The 21716-nt window shown below is 65.8% G+C and carries 21 protein-coding genes; 4 read left to right on the top strand and 17 right to left on the bottom strand.

Annotated elements, in window-relative coordinates; genetic code table 11:
* Positions 1-4: 4 nt before the first annotated feature.
* The 5 genes from AC58D2_RS09045 to AC58D2_RS09025 are packed head-to-tail and all read right to left on the bottom strand — an operon-like array spanning position 5 to position 4095.
* Positions 5-292 (bottom strand): VirB3 family type IV secretion system protein, encoded by a 288-nt coding sequence (locus AC58D2_RS09045; RefSeq protein ID WP_497389475.1) that lies wholly within the window; start codon positions 290-292, stop codon positions 5-7.
* Positions 289-657: a TrbC/VirB2 family type IV secretion system protein gene (locus AC58D2_RS09040; protein WP_497389473.1), complete on the bottom strand. Its 369-nt coding sequence runs from the start codon at positions 655-657 to the stop codon at positions 289-291. The genes AC58D2_RS09045 and AC58D2_RS09040 overlap by 4 nt, the downstream gene beginning before the upstream one ends.
* A gap of 1 nt (position 658) precedes the next feature.
* Complete coding sequence (gene trbB, locus AC58D2_RS09035) at positions 659-1624, bottom strand: P-type conjugative transfer ATPase TrbB (RefSeq protein ID WP_497389471.1); 966 nt, start codon at positions 1622-1624, stop codon at positions 659-661.
* Positions 1625-1671: 47 nt separating this feature from the next.
* Positions 1672-2076, bottom strand: a complete 405-nt coding sequence (locus tag AC58D2_RS09030) for a CopG family transcriptional regulator (RefSeq protein WP_497389469.1) — start codon at positions 2074-2076, stop codon at positions 1672-1674.
* Positions 2077-2079: 3 nt separating this feature from the next.
* A complete protein-coding gene (locus tag AC58D2_RS09025) occupies positions 2080-4095 on the bottom strand; it encodes a conjugal transfer protein TraG (protein WP_497389467.1) in 2016 nt (671 codons plus the stop codon).
* 870 nt (positions 4096-4965) lie between these two features.
* Here AC58D2_RS09025 and AC58D2_RS09020 point away from each other — a divergent pair.
* A complete protein-coding gene (locus AC58D2_RS09020) occupies positions 4966-5787 on the top strand; it encodes an Ivy family c-type lysozyme inhibitor (protein WP_497389465.1) in 822 nt (273 codons plus the stop codon).
* Between the two features lie 635 nt (positions 5788-6422).
* On the opposite strand, the gene groL is transcribed toward AC58D2_RS09020, so the two are convergent.
* Complete coding sequence (gene groL, locus AC58D2_RS09015; RefSeq protein ID WP_497389463.1) at positions 6423-8042, bottom strand: chaperonin GroEL; 1620 nt, start codon at positions 8040-8042, stop codon at positions 6423-6425.
* Between the two features lie 51 nt (positions 8043-8093).
* Entirely contained in the window at positions 8094-8408 is a 315-nt protein-coding gene (gene groES / locus AC58D2_RS09010) for a co-chaperone GroES (RefSeq protein ID WP_497389461.1), read from the bottom strand.
* A 260-nt stretch (positions 8409-8668) separates the two neighbouring features.
* On the opposite strand from groES, the gene AC58D2_RS09005 reads away from it, so the two are divergent.
* Together AC58D2_RS09005 and AC58D2_RS09000 are read left to right on the top strand one after the other, a co-directional pair.
* Positions 8669-8905, top strand: coding sequence for an RNA-binding protein (locus tag AC58D2_RS09005; protein WP_497389955.1), 237 nt, complete (start codon positions 8669-8671; stop codon positions 8903-8905).
* The gene (locus tag AC58D2_RS09000) at positions 8902-9171 is read left to right on the top strand and encodes an usg protein (RefSeq protein ID WP_497389459.1); all 270 of its coding nucleotides are present in this window, start codon (positions 8902-8904) and stop codon (positions 9169-9171) included. Before AC58D2_RS09005 ends, AC58D2_RS09000 begins: the two co-directional genes overlap by 4 nt.
* 16 nt (positions 9172-9187) lie before the next feature.
* Here the strand turns inward: AC58D2_RS09000 and AC58D2_RS08995 are convergent, their stop codons facing one another.
* From AC58D2_RS08995 to AC58D2_RS08965, 7 genes are all read right to left on the bottom strand, one after another.
* Positions 9188-9598 carry an NADH dehydrogenase ubiquinone Fe-S protein 4 gene (locus tag AC58D2_RS08995; protein WP_497389457.1) on the bottom strand — a complete coding sequence of 137 codons (411 nt, stop codon included), beginning with the start codon at positions 9596-9598 and terminating at the stop codon, positions 9188-9190.
* A 64-nt stretch (positions 9599-9662) separates the two neighbouring features.
* On the bottom strand, positions 9663-10184 hold the full coding sequence (locus AC58D2_RS08990; RefSeq protein WP_497389455.1) for an Hsp20/alpha crystallin family protein: 522 nt from the start codon (positions 10182-10184) through the stop codon (positions 9663-9665).
* 88 nt (positions 10185-10272) lie between these two features.
* Positions 10273-10752, bottom strand: coding sequence for an Hsp20 family protein (locus tag AC58D2_RS08985; RefSeq protein WP_497389453.1), 480 nt, complete (start codon positions 10750-10752; stop codon positions 10273-10275).
* 208 nt (positions 10753-10960) lie between these two features.
* Positions 10961-12946, bottom strand: coding sequence for a relaxase/mobilization nuclease RlxS (rlxS, locus tag AC58D2_RS08980; protein WP_497389451.1), 1986 nt, complete (start codon positions 12944-12946; stop codon positions 10961-10963).
* A gap of 327 nt (positions 12947-13273) precedes the next feature.
* The gene (locus tag AC58D2_RS08975; RefSeq protein ID WP_497389449.1) at positions 13274-13435 is read right to left on the bottom strand and encodes a hypothetical protein; all 162 of its coding nucleotides are present in this window, start codon (positions 13433-13435) and stop codon (positions 13274-13276) included.
* 356 nt (positions 13436-13791) lie between these two features.
* Complete coding sequence (locus AC58D2_RS08970; protein WP_497389447.1) at positions 13792-15606, bottom strand: ParB/RepB/Spo0J family partition protein; 1815 nt, start codon at positions 15604-15606, stop codon at positions 13792-13794.
* Between the two features lie 84 nt (positions 15607-15690).
* Positions 15691-16113 carry a DUF2958 domain-containing protein gene (locus AC58D2_RS08965; protein WP_497389445.1) on the bottom strand — a complete coding sequence of 141 codons (423 nt, stop codon included), beginning with the start codon at positions 16111-16113 and terminating at the stop codon, positions 15691-15693.
* A gap of 1084 nt (positions 16114-17197) precedes the next feature.
* Here AC58D2_RS08965 and AC58D2_RS08960 point away from each other — a divergent pair.
* Positions 17198-20170 (top strand): DEAD/DEAH box helicase, encoded by a 2973-nt coding sequence (locus tag AC58D2_RS08960; RefSeq protein WP_497389443.1) that lies wholly within the window; start codon positions 17198-17200, stop codon positions 20168-20170.
* 83 nt (positions 20171-20253) lie between these two features.
* On the opposite strand, the gene AC58D2_RS08955 is transcribed toward AC58D2_RS08960, so the two are convergent.
* The 3 genes from AC58D2_RS08955 to AC58D2_RS08945 are packed head-to-tail and all read right to left on the bottom strand — an operon-like array spanning position 20254 to position 21615.
* A complete protein-coding gene (locus AC58D2_RS08955; protein ID WP_497389441.1) occupies positions 20254-20835 on the bottom strand; it encodes a lytic transglycosylase domain-containing protein in 582 nt (193 codons plus the stop codon).
* Complete coding sequence (locus tag AC58D2_RS08950) at positions 20823-21383, bottom strand: S26 family signal peptidase (protein ID WP_497389439.1); 561 nt, start codon at positions 21381-21383, stop codon at positions 20823-20825. The genes AC58D2_RS08955 and AC58D2_RS08950 overlap by 13 nt, the downstream gene beginning before the upstream one ends.
* A complete protein-coding gene (locus AC58D2_RS08945) occupies positions 21376-21615 on the bottom strand; it encodes a helix-turn-helix domain-containing protein (RefSeq protein ID WP_497389437.1) in 240 nt (79 codons plus the stop codon). The genes AC58D2_RS08950 and AC58D2_RS08945 overlap by 8 nt, the downstream gene beginning before the upstream one ends.
* Between the last annotated feature and the right edge of the window lie 101 nt (positions 21616-21716).

The raw sequence follows: 21716 nt of genomic DNA, 5'->3' as shown, positions 1-21716 counted from the left end.
TGCTTCAACATGAAAGATGTCCCCGCTGCCGGAGGTGGCGCGCGAGAACGGGCGCAAAATCGGGGTCGCGCTTCGCAGCAAACACCGCGAGCGTGTGGCCGAACGCCCACATTGCGAGGCCAGCGACCCATTGCTGCAAACCGACGCCGAGCGCCGCCGCGACGGTGCCGTTGACGATCGCGATCGCGCGCGGCGCGCCGCCGAGCAGGATCGGTTCGGCGAGCGCGCGGTGCATCGGCGCCTCGAACCCCGCGACATGACCGTTCTCGACTGGATGGTCGGCGCCGCTCATGCGATGAGCGCCCCGCCGCCGAAGGAGAAGAAGGAGAGGAAGAAGCTCGACGCGGCGAAGGCGATCGAGAGGCCGAAGATGATCTGGATGAGCCGCCGGAACCCGCCCGCGGTCTCGCCGAACGCCAGCGTCAGCCCGGTGACGATGATGATGATCACCGCGACGATCTTCGCCACCGGCCCCTGGACCGATTCGAGAACCTGTTGAAGCGGTTCTTCCCACGGCATCCCCGAGCCGGCGGCGTGGGCGGCACCGGCAAGGCCAAGAACAAGGCCAAGATTGATGCTGACGGCGGCCAGCCGCCGCAGGTCGGGCGCGCGGGCGCGGGCCTTTGCTATCAATGGTGCGAGGGCGCGAACTTGCATGTCATTCTCCTTCAAGAGCGTTGGGATCGGTGAGGTCGCGGACGGCGTAGCCGCCCTGCGCGTCGAGCCCGGCGACGCGCGCTATGGTCTCGACGCGGCGCGCGAGGCCGCGCCCTGAAATGAAGACGATCACGTCGATCGCCTCGGCGATCAGCCGGCGCGGCACGGTGACGACGCTTTCCTGCACCAGCTGTTCGAGGCGGTAGAGCGCCGCGCCCGCGCTGTTCGCGTGGACGGTCGCGATGCCGCCGGGGTGGCCGGTGTTCCAGGCCTTCAGCATGTCGAGCGCCTCGCGGCCGCGCACTTCGCCGACGATGATGCGATCGGGGCGAAGGCGGAGCGTCGAGCGCACGAGGTCGGCCATCGTCACCGCGCCGGCGCCGGTCGTGCCAGCGGTGCGCGTGCGAAGCGCAACGACATCGCTTGCCGCGCATTGCAACTCGCGCGTGTCCTCGATGATGATCACCCGCTCGTCGAGACCCGCCATTTCGGCGAGCAGCGCGTTGGCGAGCGTCGTCTTGCCCGACGAGGTGCCGCCCGCGACGAGAATGTTCCGCCGCTCGACCACTGCCATCGACAGCAGCCGCGCTGTCTCGGCGGGCATGATGCCGTCCTTCACATAGTCGAGCAGCGTATAGATGCGCGCCGCGGGCTTGCGGATCGAGAAACAGGGCGCGAGGCTGACCGGCGGGAGCACGCCCTCGAACCGCTCGCCTGCCCCTTGCCCATGCGGCGGCAGCTCGGCGGAAATGATCGGCGCCGCGGCATGCGCCTCGGTTCGCGCATGGCTCGCGACGAGCCGGATGATGCGTTCGACCTGCGCCGGGTCATAGCGTGTGCCGGTGTCGATACGGCCGTCGCCGAGGCGGTCGAGCCGCAGCACGCCGTCGGGGTTCACCATGATCTCGATGACCGCGGGATCGGCCAGCGCCGCGGCGATGCTCGGCCCCATCGCGGTGCGCAGCATCGCCCGTCGGCGCCCGGACGAGAGCGTGGCTGGCGAAAGCGCGTCGTTCATGACTGCACCACGCCGCTGGTGTCGGGACCAAGCGTTCGCTTGCCGGCTGCGAGCTGGCGGCCGAGCTGCGCGATAAAGCGCTCGAAGCGTGCGTTGCCCACCGCGAGCGCAGCGGCGTCGGCCTCGGGCAGCGGCGCGGTAACGGTGAGCTGGTAGCGCACGAACAGCGCGAGCGCCTCGATCACCACCTCGATGTCGCGCCGCCCCGCCGCGACCTCGCGCGAGATGCGATCGAGCCGCACCTTGAGGAGGTCGTCGATCTCCTTGCTCGCGCGGCGCGCCAGCCAGTCGCGCAGCGCCGCGTTGACGATGCGCGACTTGTTGCCGCCGCGCCGGATAACCAGCGCATCGAGGGCATCGCCGAGGTCGCGGTCGATATAGAGATTTTGCCGGATCTTCATCGCCTATAGTCCCGGCAAGAGATCTTGGGTTTGCGACTGGTTGAGCGCGTGCCCGCGCACCAGCGACGCGCGGACGCGGTCCATGACGCGCTTGTCGGCGGCGGCGTCGGGATCGTCGCGTTCGAGGTCGGGGAGTTCGAGCTGTTTCGCCGGCTCGCTTTTCACCCTACCTTCGTCGAGCGCGGGATGCCGCTGCTGCTGGAGTCCGCCGTCATCGTCCGCCTCGGGCTCGTTGCCTTGGCTAAGACGATCGTCGGGCGCGCGGACCAGCCCGCTCCAATCGTCGGCGCGCGGCGCCGGGCGATCTTCATAGTCGCCATCCGAAAGCGCGGGCGGCGGCGCGAGGCGCGCGCGGAAATTGGCATCGTCGTAGTAGCGAAGCTTCTTCGCGCGGATCGGCGCGACCCCCGATACCAGCACCAGCTCGTCGTCAGGTGGCAGCTGCATGACCTCGCCCTGCGTCAGCAGTGGGCGAGCGGTCTCCTGGCGGCTTACCATGACGTGCGCGAGCCAGGGCGCGAGGCGATGACCGGCATAGTTGCGCATCGCGCGCTGTTCGGTGGCGACGCCGAGCGCATCGGAGACTCGGCGCGCCGTACGCTCGTCGTTCGTGGCGAAGGCGATGCGGACGTGGCAGTTGTCGAGGATCGAATTATGCTCGCCATAGGCTTTCTCGACCTGGTTGAGGCTCTGCGCGACGAGAAAGGCGCGCACGCCGTAGCCCGCCATGAACGCGAGGCTCGTCTCGAAGAAGTCGAGGCGCCCGAGCGCGGGGAACTCGTCGAGCATCATCAGGAGCTGGTGGCGGCGCACCGCCGAGCGATGATCGTCGAGCTTCTCGGTGAGTCGGCGCCCCACTTGGTTGAGCAGGAGCCGCACCAGCGGCTTCGTCCGCGAGATGTCCGACGGCGGGATGACGAGATAGAGCGACACGGGATGATCGCCCTCGACGAGGTCGGCGATGCGCCAGTCGCAGCGCGACGTAACCTCGGCAACGGTGGGGTCGCGATAGAGACCAAGGAACGACATCGCGGTGGACAGCACACCGCTGCGCTCGTTCTCCGACTTGTTCAGGAGCTCGCGCGCGGCCGAGGCGACGACGGGATGGACTCGCGGTGCCTCCGCTGTGCCGAGATGATTGGTCGTCATCATCCGGCGCAGCGTGGTGACGAACGGGCGCTGCGGGTCGGACAGGAAGGTCGCGACCCGCGCGAGGGTCTTTTCTTCCTCGGCGTAAAGGACGTGGAGAATTGCGCCGACGAGCAGCGAGTGCGACGTTTTCTCCCAGTGGTTCCGGCGTTCGAGCGCGCCCTCGGGATCGACGAGGATGTCCGCGATGTTCTGGACGTCGCGAACCTCGTGCCTGCCGCGGCGCACCTCCAGCAGGGGGTTGTACCTGGCGGATGCCGGATCGGTCGGATTGAAGAGGAGCGCGTGGGAGAAGCGCGAACGCCACCCGGCGGTAAGCTCCCAGTTCTCGCCCTTGATGTCGTGGATGATCGCCGAACCAGTCCAGCTCAGCAGGGTCGGGACGACGAGGCCGACACCCTTGCCCGACCGTGTCGGCGCGAACGCCATGACATGTTCGGGGCCATCGTGGCGAAGGTAGCGGCCATGCTTGCGCCCAAGGAATATGCCTGCGTCGCCGAAGAGGCCGTTGCGTTCGATCTCGCGAATGGTTGCCCACCGCGCCGAGCCATAGGTAGTGACGTGACGCGACTGCCGGGCGCGCCACAGCGACCCCGCGATGGCCGCCGCGCAGCCGAGGAAGCCGCTGCTGCCTGCGAGCATTCCGGCCCTGTCGAATATTTCGGGCGCATAGGCTTCGTAATGATACCACCATGGGAAAATCGACCACGGCCGATAGACCGGCGTATCGCCAGCCATGAACCAGGCTGGCCCGAGCTGTGCTTGATAGCCAAGCTGCGCGGCACACCACTGCGTCGATGCCCATACCCCCGCGAATACGATCGCGAAGACAGTGAGGATCTGTCCGACGAGGAGCTTCGTGGGGGTCAAGGCATTCTCCCGGCGAGGCAAGGGGTCGCCTCGACGCCCCACGTTGGTCCGGAAGGAGAAAATCACATATGACGGTCACGACGCGCGACGACGCGAGTTGGCGCAAGCCGCGCATCTCGAGCATCAGATCAATCGGGGCGCGCGACAGGTCGGTTTATCGAGGCGCAATAGGCTCGACCCGGGTCGCCGTCTGTTTTTGCGTCCGATTTCGGAAGTCTTAGCGGTCAAGTTCCGGTCCCCAAAAGCTGCCTTTGGCGAACGGCATCTTCTGCGCGAGGCAATCAAGCGCGTCGCCTCATGGGTCTGCGAGGGATCGCGAAAAAATCGAGGCCGCCGTCGCACGCCATGTGATAGGCCTCGGCGGGGGTGCCGATCCCATGGCTGCACGATGTGTGCGCGTGGAGATTGCCGAAACGGATATCAGCCAGCTAGGCCGGGGCGGAAACCTGGCTGAACCCTGCCGAGACGATAGCTGCCGCGAAAAAATGTCCCGTCGACGTCATCCCCCTTTGGCAGCCGCTATCATCATTCGTCGGTGAGGGTCGAAAAAAGATTGATTCAATTTGGGGAGGGCAAGGGCGCGGCGCGCGTGCCCGCGCGTTCCGGACCGCTGCCTTACCGCCGATCCCCTGTCATGCGCCGAAGCGTGAGCCTGACGGCCGTGTCGTGGGCGCCATGGACGTTTTGCCGCAAGCAAAAAACGCGCAAGGGACTGGCCGTTCCATTCGCGTTCATCTTGTGTCAGGCAAGAATTCCGGATGAGATGTAGGCGGGGGCATGGTCATGAATTGGGGAGAATTGCACGGTCGGCGAAAGTTCTTCTGGATGTTCGCTCTTGCGGCAGCTTCATCCATGTCGGCCGGTCAGCTTGTGCCAGCAAGCGCCCAACAGGCATCGGCTAGGGCAACGCCGCTCGAATGGTCCAATTTACCCGCGCTGGTGGGCCGCTATCCTGGCAGCTATTCCAGCGCCAATATCGACCTCTTCGAAAAAGGTGCCATTGCCGGGGCGCTGATAGGTATGCTGGGCGCGAAGATGGCAGTGCTCGAGGCGAACCTGGCCACGGTTGGCCCGCTCGAACGCCATGGGAACCTCTATTATATTTCGGGGAACGCGCCGCATCGCGGCGGCGAGGACCAGGCCTATGTGCTGATCGACCCGGCCAGGCGCGTGGTCCAGGTCGGGCTATGGGAAAGGGGCAAGCTCACGGTCTATGCGCCCGCGGGCGGCCGCTTGCCCGAACCGCCGGCGATTCGCACGATGCTGGCGAACAGCCCGGGCGAGGGCGCCAATGCGGCGCCGGGTACGCCATGGAAATTATTGCCGGTCGATGGTCGTGCACCGGTGGCCTATGTGGAAGCCGCGGCATCCCCAAGCATCAAGTCGTTCACGGTCTATTGCGAAAAGGGCCGTCCCTATATCGCGATGTTGCTCGTCAAGCCGCGCGCGGCCCCGCACATCACGCTGACCTGGAATTTTGCGGGACGGATTGTCAACATTCCGGTTCAGCGCGCCAATAATGCGGGCACCTATTGGGTCGGCGGCATTGCCGGGACGCCTTTGATGCAGCACTTCATGGTGCAAAAGGACATGGCCTATTTACGTCTCGACGGCCGCCTAGAAGGCGAGGCATCACTTGCTAACGCCCCCGCCGTACTCCGCCAAGCCATGCGCCACTGTGTCAGGCTTTAATACCCGCGTCGGCTTGCCCGCCTGAAAAAGTGCGGACGCCCAGCAAATGCTACCCTCGGAAACGAAGATCGAGGTCGCCCGGCTGCCTTTCAGCCCACGATCGAACGCGACCTCCAATTTAGACACTCGTGCTCGGCTTGAACTGACGAGATGGGGTGGACGGCCCCTGCACCGAGGCAAGTGCGCAATGATGCGGCTGTGGATCGCATATCTAGGACAACGCCCTATTGAAAGGACGAGAACATTGCCAAAGCAGTTGCTGCGTTTTCGATATTGGATCGGCGCCAGCGCTTACCGCCGCACTGGCAGCAATGTCTCCGGTTCACAATTTCGCGCCAAAACCTGCCTGACCTTAAACGGCCACAATGACACGAACCCTTGCGCCCCAGATCCGCAAGGACGGCGTCCCGGAATTGTATCTCCTGTTCGTTGCCGCGATCGCGTGCCCAACGAGCCTGCCGCGCGACGCGAAGCGTGGCTTCCTTTCCGTGCCGCGATTCCATCTGCGCCGAAGAGACCCTAACGCTCTGACCAGAATAAAGCATTGCCGATCTCCGCTATTTTCCTGCCGGTCATCGCCAGGATGGGGGCGGCGCCAGGATGGGGGCGGCGGAGCCCCGCCGCCCCCTTTGTCGTCAGAAGTCCATCGCCGGCATCGGTGCGGCCTTCTCCTCCTTCGGCAGCTCGGCAACGAGAGCTTCGGTGGTGATGAGCAGCGATGCGACCGATGCCGCATCCTGCAGCGCGGTGCGCACGACCTTGGCGGGGTCGATCACGCCGGCTTTCACCAGATCCTCATATTCGCCGGTGGCGGCGTTGAAGCCCCAGTTATAATCGTCGCTCTCGAGCAGTTTGCCGACGATCCACGCACCGTCCTCGCCCGCATTGTCGGCGATCTGGCGCGCAGGCGCGCGCAGCGCGCGGCGGACGATGTCGATGCCCGACTGCTGGTCGTCGTTCGCGGCCTTCAGGCCTTCGAGCGCCTTGAGCGCGCGGAGCAGTGCAATGCCGCCGCCGGGAAGAATGCCTTCCTCGACCGCTGCGCGCGTCGCATGGAGCGCGTCGTCGACGCGGTCCTTGCGCTCCTTGACCTCGACTTCGGTCGCGCCGCCGACGCGGATCACCGCAACGCCGCCCGCAAGCTTGGCGAGCCGCTCCTGGAGCTTCTCGCGATCATAGTCGCTCGTCGTGGTCTCGATCTGCTGGCGGATCTGCGCGATGCGTGCGTCGATGTCGCCCTTCGCGCCGACGCCGTCGACGATCGTCGTATTATCCTTGTCGATGACGACCTTCTTGGCGCGCCCGAGCATGTTGACGGTAACATTCTCGAGCTTGATGCCCAGATCCTCGCTGACGACATTGCCGCCGGTGAGGACCGCGATATCCTCGAGCATCGCCTTGCGGCGGTCGCCGAAACCCGGCGCCTTGACCGCCGCGACCTTGAGGCCGCCGCGCAGGCGGTTGACGACGAGGGTAGCCAGCGCCTCGCCCTCGACATCCTCGGCGATGATGAGGAGCGGCTTGCCCGATTGGACAACGCTCTCGAGCAGCGGGAGTATCGCCTGGAGGTTCGAGAGCTTCTTCTCGTGGATCAGGATGTACGGATCGTCGAGCTCGACCTTCAGCTTCTCGGCATTGGTGATGAAATAGGGGCTAAGGTAGCCGCGGTCGAACTGCATGCCCTCGACCGTCTCGAGCTCGGTCGCGAGGCTCTTCGCCTCCTCGACGGTGATCACGCCCTCATTGCCGACCTTCTCCATCGCCTCGGCGAGGATGCGGCCGACTTCTTCGTCGCCATTGGCTGAGATGGTCGCGACCTGCGCGATCTCGCTATTGGCGCCGACCTTCTTGGCATGGGCTTCGAGATCCTTGACCACTGCGCTCACGGCGAGGTCGATCCCGCGCTTGACGTCCATCGGGTTCATGCCCGCGGCGACCGCCTTGGCGCCTTCACGAACGATCGTCTGCGCGAGTACGGTTGCGGTGGTCGTGCCGTCGCCGGCTTGATCGTTCTGCTTGTTCGCGACCTCGCGCAGCATCTGCGCGCCCATATTCTCGAACTTGTCGGCGAGTTCGATTTCCTTGGCGACCGTCACGCCGTCCTTGGTGATGCGCGGTGCGCCGAAGCTTTTCTCGATCACCACGTTGCGACCTTTCGGCCCCAGCGTAACCTTCACTGCATTCGCAAGCGTATCCACGCCGCGCAGCATGCGATCACGCGCGTCCGACGCAAATTTCACTTCCTTGGCAGCCATTTTCGATACCTCCTTTTCAGATTCCTTTCAGGTTGCTGGAACGGTGCGGCGTCAGGCCGCTTTCTTGAGTGCCTCGGCTTGCTCGATCACACCGAGAATGTCGCTCTCCTTCATGATGAGCAGCTCCTGGCCATCGATGCGGACCTCGGTGCCCGACCATTTGCCGAACAGGATGCGGTCGCCGGCCTTGACGTCGAGCGGGATGACCGTGCCGTCCTCGGCGCGGGCGCCCGGGCCGACGGCGACGACTTCGCCTTCCTGCGGCTTTTCCTTGGCGGTGTCGGGAATGATGATGCCGCCCGAGGTCTTCTCCTCGGCTTCGATGCGGCGGACGACCACACGGTCGTGCAAGGGACGGAAATGCATGCATAACCTCCATGTTGCATAACGATATGATACGAGCCGCCCGCCTCCCGGACAGGCGGCGTGGATGAGCTAGGAAAGCGAATTTTTCGGTTCAAGAGGGCGGCGAAAATTTTTTGGCACTCTATGCTGTGAAGTGCCAGAGGAAGACGCTGTCGGCTATGGCGAGACCTCTTGACGCGACTCGTTTCCGTTCCAAAATGGCGATGCGGCGGATCGCCGCATGCGATGAAAAAGGAGCGACTCAGGAAGGAGGCACGATCATGTCGCAGCCATTTTCCCGTTTTCTTCATCCCTTCGATATTGCGCGCCACCCTAGCCTCGAACCCGAGGTCAAGCGCGCCCTGTTGGCAAGATGGGCCTCGGACCGCGCCGCGGTTCGGGACAAGCCCGCCCTCCGCAAGCTGCCTGGCGCGCAACGCGCGGTCCCGGTCGACGATGTGCTGGCAGCGCTGCGGACGCTCGATCAGGGCGGCGGGGAGCACCGCGCTGCCTTATGAGCGATCCCGCGCTGGCCCGACAATTGCAAGGCTATGGCTTGACCACGGCCGAGATCCATTATTACCGGCCCGATCATCCGTCGCTGCTGCAACTGTTCGTCTGGCAGGAATATGATCTCGCGCCCGACTTCCCGGTGCTGTTCGACTTCCTCGATCATTGGCGGCGCGAGGTCGAGGCCGCGCTCCACTCGGTCCGGATCGCGCACGAGCGGCTGATCCGTCCCGCGGAATGGCGCGCGGCGGACGACGTCCTCTCGATCCAGTGAGCGGCGCGGCGGCGCGCTACGAGACGCGCCGCGTGCCGTCGTCATTTTCTGCCGCGCATTGCTCCAGCAGCGGATATCGCCCGCAGCAAAGCGCATGCGGTCCGCTCGGCCAGCAGCATAACGGCGTGGTCGCGACCCGCGGGAACATCGGTACGCGCGGCGGCCCGGGTGGCGCAAAGCGGCACTCGAAAGATATGCCGGCCCGCCGGCAATAGGCTTCCGCCGCCTCCCGGTTGGCGAAACGCAATTCGATCGTGCCCAGCGGATCGCCGCCACCGGTCCAGCCGGTCAGCGGATCGGCAGACGGTCCCCATCGCGGGGCAAAGCGCACGCGCCAGCGGTCGCGATGCGCACGGCCCGATGTGACCGGGCTCGGGGGCACGGGTTCCACGATCGCAATCGCGTCGTCGGGCCAGGCGCCGAACATTGCACGCCGCCCCGCATGATTGTCGTTGGCGACAGGCCCCGGCCGGATAGCCCGGGCCGCGCCGTCAGGCCGACTTGCCATTGATCGGGATGCGGCGCACATTCTGCTTCGCCGCCTCCGTCTTGGGAAGCGTGACGGTGAGCACGCCATTCCTGAACGTGGCGTCCGCGTGGTCGCGATCGACGCCCAGCGGCAGGCCGATGCGGCGTTCGAAGCGGCCGTAGCTGCGCTCCGAATAGCCGCGATCCTTGTCCTCGATTTCGGCGCGCTTCTCGCCGCGCAGGGTCAGCACGCCTTCCTCGACGCTGATCTCGACGTCCTTTTCATCGAGACCGGGCAGTTCGGCGGTGACGCGGATATCCTTGTCGGTCTCGCTGAGCTCGACATGCGGCCAGCCGCCGTCGCGACCGAAGCCGCCGAAGGCTGGAACGCCGAAGCCGCGAAAGACATCATCGAACAGCCGGTTCACCTCACGGTGAAGCGACAGCAGCGGATGCGTGTCATAGCCCCGGTCACGCTCGGGGCTGACCGGATGGGGGAGCCGGTTTTCCTGCCGACTCCAGGGAATGAGATCACGAAGTGCCATGAGTCATCTCCTTTCTGGCTGGAATGAGCGTGGCCGACCGGCCCGCCTCGGGCAGGCGGCGCCGGAGGGCCGTTCCTTTGTTGCGGGATCAGGCGACTTCGGCCGCCTTCTCCTTGCGCGATTCAATCCGTTCGCGCGCGGATCTGCCGCCGCCGATCGCGATCTTGCGCGGTTTCAACGCCTCGGGGACGACGCGCTTCAGCTCGATCGAAAGCAGACCGTTGTCGAAGCCCGCCTCGCCGACTTCGATGAAATCGGCGAGCTGGAAGCGCCGCTCGAAGTCACGCGCGGCAATGCCTCGGTGCAGATACTGGCCCTTGCCATCATCCTCGTTGCGCTTGCCGGTGACGGTGAGCTGGTTCTGCTGCGCGACCACCTCGATCTCGTCGGGGCGGAAACCGGCGACCGCGAGCGTGATCCGGTAGCTGTCCTCGCCGTCCCTCACGATGTCGAAGGGCGGGTAGCCGTCGGTCGCGTCGCCGCGCATGCCGGTCTCGAGCAGATCGAAAAGACGGTCGAAGCCGACCGTGGAGCGCCGATAGGGCGTAAAGTCGAAGTTGCTTCTCATCTCCAAATCCTCCTTCTCGAAGCAATTCGGGCATGAGATGCGCCGGTAGCGAAGAGCCGACGCTCTCCATGTCCAACCGGACCCGAACCTGGCGTCCGGCGATGAAAAGTTAGGAAGGCTATATATGGATTCAAGGGCTCTCTCCGATCGCGACTGCCCTCACCCGGCTCGTCTCCAACGCCGCCGATCTGCTTGCGGCCAAATGAGGTCACGAGATGCTCGGACCGCCCCGCTGGCGCCCGAAAGTCCAGCTAATACCGCCCTCGCGCATGATGCCTGAGACGTTCTTGCCGATATGCCGCTCCATCACCGGGCGCCACGGAACCAGCGTGAAGTCGCGCGATCGCTCGACCAGCGCATGGCGTCCGCTCACCATCTCGACCGTGCGGACCAGGCGTCCCTCGATCGGCTCTCCCGGCTTCGCTTCGACGAAGTGTTTGCCGATTTCACCCGATAGCTGGCGCGCGACCCGAAACAATTCGCGGCGCTGCAAGGCCGCGAGCAGGTCGCGGCGATACACGGTTTGGCCGTCCTTTTCCCCGGCAAGCTGCTCGGCGACCAGCCATTGCCGCCGCATGGCCTGCGCGGCACGGACCTCCAGCCCGAAACCGGCATCGCGCAGCGGTACGGGATTGTCGGCGACCAGTTCGCGGTCGAGCCAGGTCGCGGCCTCCGTTCCCGGCAGCTTGTCGAGCGGCACCGCCGAGAGGATCTCGATGGAGACGGGTTGGTCGCGAAGCTGGCGGGCTTCGAACGCTTCCACCTTGGCGAGGTGGTCGGGGGTAATGATCCAGGTCCCGCCGGGTTCGCGCTCGACGTTGCCCGCGACGCGCCGCATCGCCTCGAGCCTGCGAAAATGGGCTTCGGCAAAGCGTTCGCTGGCTGCCTGGTCATGCTTCAAGTGCGCGTCGATCGAATAGCGCCCGCCGTTGGCGGCAGCGACCTCGGCGATCGCGCGATCGACGGCCCGAACGCCGCTGCCGCGCGGCCTGATCTCGACAATCGCATCGTTGGGGATCGGACCGACCGCCCCGCCCTTCCCGATCTCGGCATAATGGGTACGGCCGTCGATGGCTTCGACGATGACATAATGACGGTCGGCATGTTCGTCGGACAGTCCTCGTTCGACGAGGCGGCCTATGAGCGGGCGGGCATCGGCCGCGGCCGGATCATAAATGGCCTGGTCGACAGGCGCAGGCGCGGTCCCTCGCGCCGCATAGGCGCGCTGCATCGTGCGGACGATGTCGGCGCGCTCGCCCATCCGGCGCAGCGTCTCGGACATCCCGGGGGCCAGCCGCCAATGCGCCGCGCCGTGCCGGCTCGCCAACCCGAGACGCTCGAGCGTCTTGAGGCGGCCCATGCGAATGTCATGGTCGAACGGCCCGCGTGCCTGCGAACTGACCAATATGCCCTTGTCGGCCTCGCGCAGCATCGCGCGGTCGATGCCGGTGAGCCGTTCCTGCTCGACCTCGGCGCGAAGCCGCTGCTCGATCGCCCGGTCGGTGCGCGGACCAAGGTCGAGATCGACCAGCTCGCACGCGCGTTCGCGCAGGCCATGGCTGATATAGTCGCGCGCGATGACCAGGTCCCTGTCGCGCGCGTCCTTGCCGCGGACGATGACATGGGTGTGGGGATGCCCGGTGTTATAGTGATCGACCGCCACCCAATCGAGAGTCGTCCCCAAGTCCTCCTCGACCCTGGCCATGAGCCGCCGCGTCAGCGGCTTGAGGTCGTCATATTCCATGCCGTCCTCGGCGCTGACGATGAAGCGAAATTGGTGGCGGTCGTCCTTCGCCGGTTCCAGCCAGGCGCCCCGGTCCACGGCGTCGCTGTCGGCGCTGTAGAGTTGCCCGCGCCCGCCCTCGCGCGTCGTGCCGTCGCGCTCGACATAGCGAAGATGCGCCTTGGCGCCCTCGAAGCCCTTGCCGCCGAGTTTGACGGTCCGGGTCTTGACGATGACGCGGCGTCGGCGGAAAGCAGCGTAGCGGTCGCGCGCCGACAGGACGCGGCCGACCCCGGCACCGCGCCCGATCCGGCTGCCGGTGAACGCCGGCTGGCGGGCCAGACCAGACGCGCCTCCGCGCGCAAGATTGGCGGCGGCGATCACGCGCGAGAGGAACCTGCGTGAACGCGGCTTGCGGCCCTTGTCGCCGATGCGGCCGAGCCGCGGTTCGAAATCATCTTCGGTGGACATCGTCGATGCAGTTAAAGGGAGAGGGAGCGCAATTATGGGCGCGCACCCAAAAGATGAAAATCGGTGCCGGAAAAATGGGCGGAAAACCGCCGCTTTCTGCCGGGTCGGCACCGTCGCCGGCAGGACGGCACTGTCTCAAACCCACTAAAAAGGACGTGCAGACAATGCGTTACGGTACCCGGGGGTGCCGTAGCTTTCTATCTTGCCTTCCGCCCCTCCCCATTCTCCCTACCGCTCGCGTCATTCCTCGATCCCCTTCCGCGAGCAAAAAAGGAGCAGCGCCTGCTGGCGCCGCTCCGGTTTCGGCCTCGCTCGATGCCCAGCGAGCTATCGCCGATCTGCGATTTCCGGCCGCCGATCTGCCCGGTTGGTGCAGCGCCATTGCCGCTCGGCGGCGCGCAATTCGGCCGCGATCTGGCGCCGTTCGCCCGCGTCGTCGCACCATGAAAGTTCGGCGCGCAGTTCCTCGATTTGCTGTTCGATACGCATATCTGCCTCCTGGCTTTTCGTGAAAGATGGGAGCCTCGCCCGGCGGCGGGCGGGCCGGGTCAAGGACCGCGGAGCGGCCGCGCAGCGGCGATGGGGGTCACGATTTTGCGCAGCAAAATGGTGGGGCCCCGTCGTCCTTGACGCGGCCCGTTCGCTGCCGGATGCTTGGCCGATCCGAGCAGACAGCCTCTTTCCTGAACCTCAATTGCAACCCGCGTCGGCAGATTTTTTGGTCGCGACCGGCTGTTTATCGACAGGACCAAAGACGCAAAAAATGCGCCGCCCGAACCGCGAAAGCGGCGGGCGGCGCGATGCTGAAACAGGCGGGCGGCGGCGCGCCGCCGCCCGCTCGAAGGTCACGCGGCTTGGCGTTCGGCCGGCGGCTCCGCCTCGGCTTTCGCCGGTGCCGGGAGCGCGATCGCCGCACCCGGACCCGCCGGTTCGGGGCCATTGCCGGTGCGCGCCGCCTGCACCCTTGCGTGGGCCGCGACCGTGCCGACCCCACCGCGCGCGGTGTAGGCCGACGGCGGGAAAGCCATCCATTTCGGCACCCAGCCTTCGACCTTCGCGCGCCCGTTCGACCCGTCGAGGTGATCGCGGATAATGCGCTTCAAGGTCGCGCCCTTCTCCTTTGCGTTGGCGGCGGCGACCGCTTCGCCTGCGACCTCGGCGACGATGCGCGTCAGCACCTCCTTGTCGCGCAAGGCTTCGAAAAAGGCCTCGTCGGCCTGCCAGTAGGTCGCCATATCGACCCCGATTTCGGCGCCGACCGCCTCGACCGCGGCGCTTCCAGCGGCGAGCGTTTCGCCGATGACGATCATGATGACGTCCATGACCGCGCGGTCGGGAAGGTCGAGCAGGCGCAGGAAAATCCCGGCAAGCCCAAAGCCGTCGCCATTGCCGCCGGTCACCGTCGGCTCCTCGGGCGAGAAGCCGAGCAGGTCGAGCACGGCGCGGCGTTTCTTGTCGAACTCGGTCTCGCCCTTGCAGGTTTCGACCGACTCGCGCACCGCCTCGTTGCGGCAGGCCTGCGGTTCGGGCTGCACCTTCCACAGGTGCGACCCGGCGATGGCGTGGGCGACCACCAGGCGCAGCGCGACCTTCGGATGGTGGGTGAGCGCGGTGCGCACGGCGGCATGGCGATGGAGGTCGACATAGGTCTGCATCGTGCGCGTGATTTCGGGGCGCGGCGCCGTGGGGCCGGTATCGATTGCCTCGCCGCGTTCGAGCCTTTTGCCTTCCTTGGCGGTCACATAGCCTTCGTAGACGGCGATTTCGCCGTTCTCGCGCACGTCGATATAGACGCGCCCGCCCTTGCGCTTGGGCGCCTTGGCGAAATCGTAGCGGTGGAAATATTCGCCCGGCGGGACGATCACCACGTCGCTCCACCCCTCGTCCAGATAGGCTTCGCGGCGCGCGTCGATGGCGGCATTCTGCGCGGTCCAGAAGGCGTCGGCGTCGGCGAAATAGCGGTCCTCGCCGAACAGGTCGGCGATCACCGCGAGTCCGCTGGCCTCGACGTCGAACAGCGCATGTTCGGTCTTGATCGACGCGCCGCCGAACAGCCATGCCTTGAGCTGATGGCCGGTCGGACAATAGCTTTGCGGGTCGTCGTGGAGCGCGAGCCACGCCTTCTGCTGGCTCCTGCTCGCGAGCGTGAGGTGGCGGACGGTCGCGGCATCGATCTCCTCGCGCCGGTATAGGTCGCGAATGCGTGGCAAGAGATTGCCGAGCGCGAGAATGCGCTTCACCCCCGGTTCGGGAATGCCGAAGGTCGCCGAAATATCGGCAGGGTCACGGCCTTCGCGCACCAGCTTGGTGAAGGTTTCCCAACGCGTCACCTCGTCGGGCGCGAGCCGCGCGACATTCTCGATGAGCGACGCCTCGATGGCGGCGGCATCGTCGCCCTCGTCGAGGATCGCGCACGGCAGCGGGTCGGCGCTGCCATCGCCGCGCTCGTCGGCGACGAGCTTGGCGGCGGTGTAGCGCCGCGCGCCCGCGACGATCTCATAGGCGTCGGGACCGCAGTTGGGGCGCACGATCAGCGGCACGAGGACGCCGCGCGCGCGCACGGTCGGAAGGATATCGGACACGTCGGGCGCCTTTTTCGCGTAGCGCATATTGGCCTTGCTGATCGACAGCTTGCCAAGGTCGATAAAGTCGAGTTTCATAGTCTTGCTCCTTGTGAGCGCCGGTCCCGTCTTGTCTTGAAGCGGGGCGGGACCGGTTCGATTGCGGCGGAAACGCGCCGCGCGTCATCCATCGGTCGATGGAAGTTCGTTGTCGCCGTCATTCCCCCCGGTGCGGCGAAGGTCGCGCTCGGCGCCGATGATCGACCCCGCGCGGCGCGCCGCGTCGGCCCAGGCCGAGAGCGGGTGAGCCGACGTGAAATGCAGGTCGCGCTCGATGGCGAGGCCGAACGGCAAGCGCACGCTCGCAATTTCGGCGAGCGAGAAGCTGCCGAGTTCGGGGCAGCCGAAGCCGAGATCGGCGAGGCCGAAAAGCGTGTCGCCGTCGGCATCGAGCTCGGTCGCGAGCCATGTCGCGGCGCCGACGGGTGAGAAAAACTTGACGACCGGCACCGGGTCGGGTTCGCGCTGCGCGCCCTGCTGCGCGGCACGGCGGGCGATGTCATTGGCGCGCAAGGCCGCGCGCAACTCGGAGGTGAGCAAGATCATGCCGCCCTCCCTTCAAGGCGCCATGCCCCACCCGCGCGCCGCGCGCGACGCTTGCTGATCCTGTCCATTGCTATCCTCCTCGAGCGCCCAAAACCCCATGGGCCTCCCCCGGAGTGGGGGTGGGCGGCGCGTTGCGACCTGCCGGGCGCGGCTATGAGGCGGCCCGCATCCGCAGGACCGGAACGCAGAGGAGGAGCCGGCGCAGCCGGCTTGCGGGGCGCCGGGCCGCGCCCAGGAGGGAGCGCCGGCCACCGCCGCGACGGCGGGAAGGCCCCGAACCGAACGCCGCCGCGCGCCATCGCGCGCGGCGACCACATCGTGCTGCAGGCACCCAACGAGAAACGCGCCCTTGGCGACGCCGCCGGCGCGGCGGCGTACGCGCGGGCGGGACCGGGTCGGCCATGGCCCCGCCATGGCCTGGACAGCGCGGGGCGCTGTTCACCCGGCGCACGGGCGCCGCCGCCGTGCCCCCGGCCAAAGCCAAGAGCGCATGCGCGGGCAAAAACAACGCGCGACCCCTGGCGGCGGCCCCCGCCGCCAGTGTGCGCTCTTCTTTCCCGCGCACCTTCGCGCATCGCGCCGCCGCGATGCTTCCACAGCGTCACGCAATGTCCTATGATCGGACGTGGGCGGGGAGGCCCGCGATGAGCGATGGGAAAGAAACGCAGCCGAACGGCGCGAAAGTTCAAAATTTGATAGCGCTGGAGCGCGACCGATGAGCCGCCGTCGCCAATCGAGTTCCATGGGCCAATTCGGGCTATTTACCGAAGAGGTCGAGCTTCTCTTGCCTCCACTCTATGCCATCCAGGGCAAGATACTGAACAGTCGCGTCCAGCAGATCGCAGTTCCGGCCCGGCGCGAAAAGGTGGTTCTCACCAAGTTCAACATGATGCGGATCGAGGGCTTCGAAACGCGTCTTTCGACAGACGAACATCTCAGAATCATAGCCGCGAAGACCGCGACAAATCTGGACGCCGACCTTATCCTCCTCGTGCCGGGAGCGCATGACGAGGCTACCATTGTCGCCGCACTTCAGCGCGGAGAGGGACGGTGGCTCGGCACGTCGACGATCGATATCGCGACGATGGATGACGACGCGGTCGCTGAGAAAATCGCGGCGATAACGCGCTCCTGGAATGGAACAGTCAGCCTCAGGGAAGCAACGGCTGCATCCGGCACAACCCCGGCTTCTCCGGGCTTTCGCCGTCCGCAAATTGGAGCGCTTCACGCCGCATTGGCACATGCGACACGATCACAGGCGCCGGCAACGATCGTCATGCCGACCGGGACAGGTAAGACCGAGACGATGCTGGCACTCAATGCGCAGCGACAGTTTGATAGGCTGCTCGTCGTCGTGCCAACCGATGCGCTCCGCGACCAGATCGCCGACAAATTCGAGTCGTTCGGCGTCTTGAAGCAGCAGGATTGCCTAAGCGGATCCGCCGAATATCCGCTCGTGATGCGTCTCACCCATATTCCCAGCTCCCCCGAAGACGTAGACCGCCTGTTTGCAAGCGCTAATGTCATTGTCGCGACTATGCATATCGCTGGGCGCGCGGACGCTGATGTCCAAGATCGGATGGCAGCGCTGGCCTCGGCGCTGTTCATCGACGAAGCTCACCATATCGGGGCTCCGACATGGGCGCGGTTTCGCGGCCTTTTCATCGATCGTACGCCGCCGTTGCCGATCGTCCAGTTCACCGCGACGCCGTTCCGCGAAGACGGCCGGCGTGTCGATGGCGAATTTATCTACACCTATCCGCTGGCGAAGGCGCAGGCCGAAAATTATTTCAAGCCGATCCGGTTCGAGGCCGTGAACGGGCTGGACCAGGCCGACGCCGATCTCGCGATTGCCGAGAAGCTCGGCGAAGTGCTCAAGGCCGACCTAGCCTCGGGTCGCAATCACCTGGCGATGGCCCGGTGCACGACGATCGACCGGGCCAAAGCACTGCACCAACTCTACTGGTCGCTCTATCCCGAATATAAGCCGGCGATCGTTCACAGTCGGCAAGCCATGCAGGAGCGACGCAAGAATCTCAGCTCCCTCAGGCGCTTCGAAAGTCGGATTATCGTATGCGTCGACATGCTCGGTGAGGGCTTCGACCTTCCCGAACTCAAGATCGCAGCACTGCACGACCCGCACAAGAGCGTCGCAGTCACCATTCAATTCGTCGGCCGGTTCACACGGCAGGATCCGCGCCTCGGCGATGCAACAGTGATTGCTAACACGGGTCCTGACGATATCGATCGGTCGCTGGCGAAGCTTTATGCCGAAGACGCAGACTGGAACGCCCTAGTCGAATCCCTGAGCACGGCGAAGATCGACCGGCAGATCAGGCGATCCGAGATGTTCAAGGGCTTCACGGGGAATCTCAACGATATTCCACTGCAGACGCTCGACCCCAAGATGAATACGATGGTCTATAAGGTTGATTGCGACCTGTGGGACCCGCTCAAGGCCGAAGATCTTTATGATCCCGGCGTGTACTTGGGTATGAAGGTAAACCGGCACCGCAATGTCGCGATCTTCGTGACGCGGACCGAGGAACAGGCTCGTTGGACCAGCGCCCAGCACGCGATGAACATCTACTGGGACCTGACCATGATGCACTGGGACCCGGTCCGCCGCCTTCTCTACATCAGCAGCTCGGGCAAAGGTCCGTACGACCGTCTCGCGCGCGCTGTCGGAGGCGAAGCTGCCCGGCGCGTCCAGGGCGAAGACGTGTTTCGAAGCCTTGAGGGCTTCAAGCGGCTCATCCTGCGCAATCTCGGCCTCACCCATCACCAGGGGCGGGGAGTCCGCTATTCGATGTACATGGGGGTCGATGTCGCCGAGGGCCTGGCCACCGCCAAGGCGCAGGGCCGGATCAAGAACAATGCGTTTGCAACTGGATTCCTGGACGGCATGCCCACGACACGCGGCTGCTCAACGAAAGGCAAATTCTGGTCCTTTGCGCCGGTGAACGATCTGAGCGACTGGGTCGAATGGTGCGACGCGATCGGCCGGAAGGTCGACGATCCCGGGATCACCACCGACGAGGTGTTCAAGAGTGCGATGCGACCGCGCCAGATTACCGAGCGGCCGAGCGTTCCAGCCGTCGCGATTCACTGGCCCGAATCGCTGCAGATCCAGATCGAGGAGCGGGTCGAGATCAGCATCGGCGAGCATTCGTTTTTGCTGACCGAAAGCGATATCGAGCTGGTCGGGCACGACGTCGATACGCCACTCCGGTTTCGCGTATCGAACGACACGGCTGCAGCCGAGTTCGAGATCGATTTCGCCGATGGCAGCGCAAGTTACCCCCAGAAGAGCGGCGCGCCGGCGACAATCAAGGTGGCGGGCAAAACGAAACCACTCTCGGAAAGCTTTTCGGACGATTCCCCGCAAATCGATTTCGGCGACGGCTCGCTGCTGATTTACAGCCATCTCTATTCGCTGCCCGATGGCGAGAGCTTTACGCCCTATCCGCCCGAAAAGATCGAAGCCTGGGACTGGAGTGAGGCGAATATCCGGGTGGAGTCGCAAGGCCCCGCAAAGCGGGCCGACTCGGTTCAACGCAAGGTGATCGAAAAGCTACTGAAGGAAGAGCCTGGCTATGACATCGTGTTCGACGACGATGGCAAAGGCGAGATCGCCGATGTTGTGACCTTCCGCATCACCGAAGGCCTCATCCAAGTCGTGCTCTACCACTGCAAATATTCGAGCAAGGACGACCCGGGCGCGCGGCTCAGCGACCTCTACGAAGTCTGTGGCCAGGCCCAGAAGTCTGCCCGATGGCGCGATCGGCCTAATCGCATTTTCACGCATATGCTCAAGCGCGAGAAGCTGCGCCTCGATCGAAAGCAGGGATCGCGTTTCGAGGAGGGTAAGGCAGCCGACCTCAAGCGACTCAAAGCGACCTGGCAAGACTATCGGTTCGAGTTCGATGTGCGGATCGTACAGCCTGGCCTGTCGCGCGCCGCCGTCACCGACGAGGGTCTGCATTTGCTCGCTGGCGTCGAAACCTATCTTCTCGAGACGCGAGGAATGCCGCTTCGGATAATCGGCAGCGAATGATCAAGGGCCATCAGCGGCCCGCAAGATTTCTTCGCGCGACCGACCCGCTACGCATGAATGACGTGGCGGCAGGCAAGCGCTACCTACCGCCGGATGAAGAAAATCGACTGCTCCGACGCGCGCGCGTCGCCAATCGGGTTTACGAGCGGGGTGGCACGAACGGGCGCCGTCGGCGCTGAGCGGGACAGACGGCCCGACCCCGCCACTTGCGCAACGTAGGCGCGCGTTTCGGCGGGCAGGCCCTGCCGGCCCGCGAGGTAAGCGGAATAGCGCCCCGGCCCCGCGTTATAGGCCGCGAACAGGCCGGGATAGCCGAAGCGGTCGTACATCAGGCGCAGGTACAGGGTTCCCGCCAATATATTGTCGCGCGGCGCGTGCGGGTCGGGCCCAAGCCCGAGCCGCGCGCGCATCGCCGCCCAGGTGCCGGGCATGAGCTGCATCAACCCCATCGCCCCGGCACGGCTGGTGATCGGGCGCCCGCCCAGCGTCGTGCGGCCGCCGCTCTCGGCGCGCATCACGCGCTCGATCCATTCGGCCGGCACTCCGAAGCGCGTCGAGGCTTCCTCGATGTGGGGCCGCCAGCGATCGACCGAGTGCGCGCGCACCGGCGCGGCGGCGACGAGCAGCAGCGCCGCGAACGCCGCGGCGCGGCCTAGCGAAGCCATAGCGGCACCGCCTTACCGACGACCGCCCGTCGCTCGACCGGCCCGAAATAGCGCCCGTCGAAGCTCGCGGGGTCGTCCATCATCAGCAGCATCGCGCCATCGTCGAGCGTCCGGCAACCGTGCCACCAGGGCAGCGGCCGCCCGCGGCGATCGGCGCCGCGGCGGAGCGCGATCACCCTGCCCTCGACGAAGATCCAGGGACCGAAGGCGCAGACGCGATCGCCGGGCGCGGCGGCGACGCGCTTCAGGAGCGGGACATTGGCAGGGAGATAGTGGCGCCGCGCAGCGAGGTCGCGCCAAGGCTGCCCAAGCCGCGCGACGACCATGTCGCCGCGGCGGACGGGTGCACCGGGAACGACCCGCCACAGGCCGACCGGGGCGCTGGCACTCGCGTTCCAGAGCAAGCGCGGGCGCGGCGGCGCGGCCAATGTCGCTGCCAGCGCGATCGACAGGACGGCACAGAAGCCGATCCAGCACCTCCGCGTACGCGTCCGCCGCCGCGCTACGCGAAGCGCCGCGCCGACGATGCGAACCGGCGCCCTAGGCATCGGTACCGGCCTCGCCGACGCTCCGCGACCAGGCGTCGAGATCGTCGACATGGTAGCGGATATGGCGGCTATGGCGCCGGAAGCGCGGGCCGGTACCGGCCGACCGATATTCTTGCAGTGTGCGCGGCGACACGCCGAGATAGAAGGCCGCCTGGTCGGGGGCGAGGAAGGGCGACCCGCGCCGCGCGAGCGCCGCGCGCGCGTTGGCATCGCTGTCGGTTATGTCGGTCATGGCATGGCACCTCGATGCGCGGCGCCTCAACGCGCCGCCTGGTGCCCTGTTGATGTCGCCGCGGCCGCTTCCCCGGGAGGGTCGAAGACACCAAGCGGTAA

The sequence above is a fragment of the Sphingopyxis sp. CR5 genome (genome assembly GCF_059693785.1).
The sequence above is the reverse complement of the archived record's forward strand: the minus strand, read 5'-3'. Positions and strand labels throughout refer to the sequence as shown.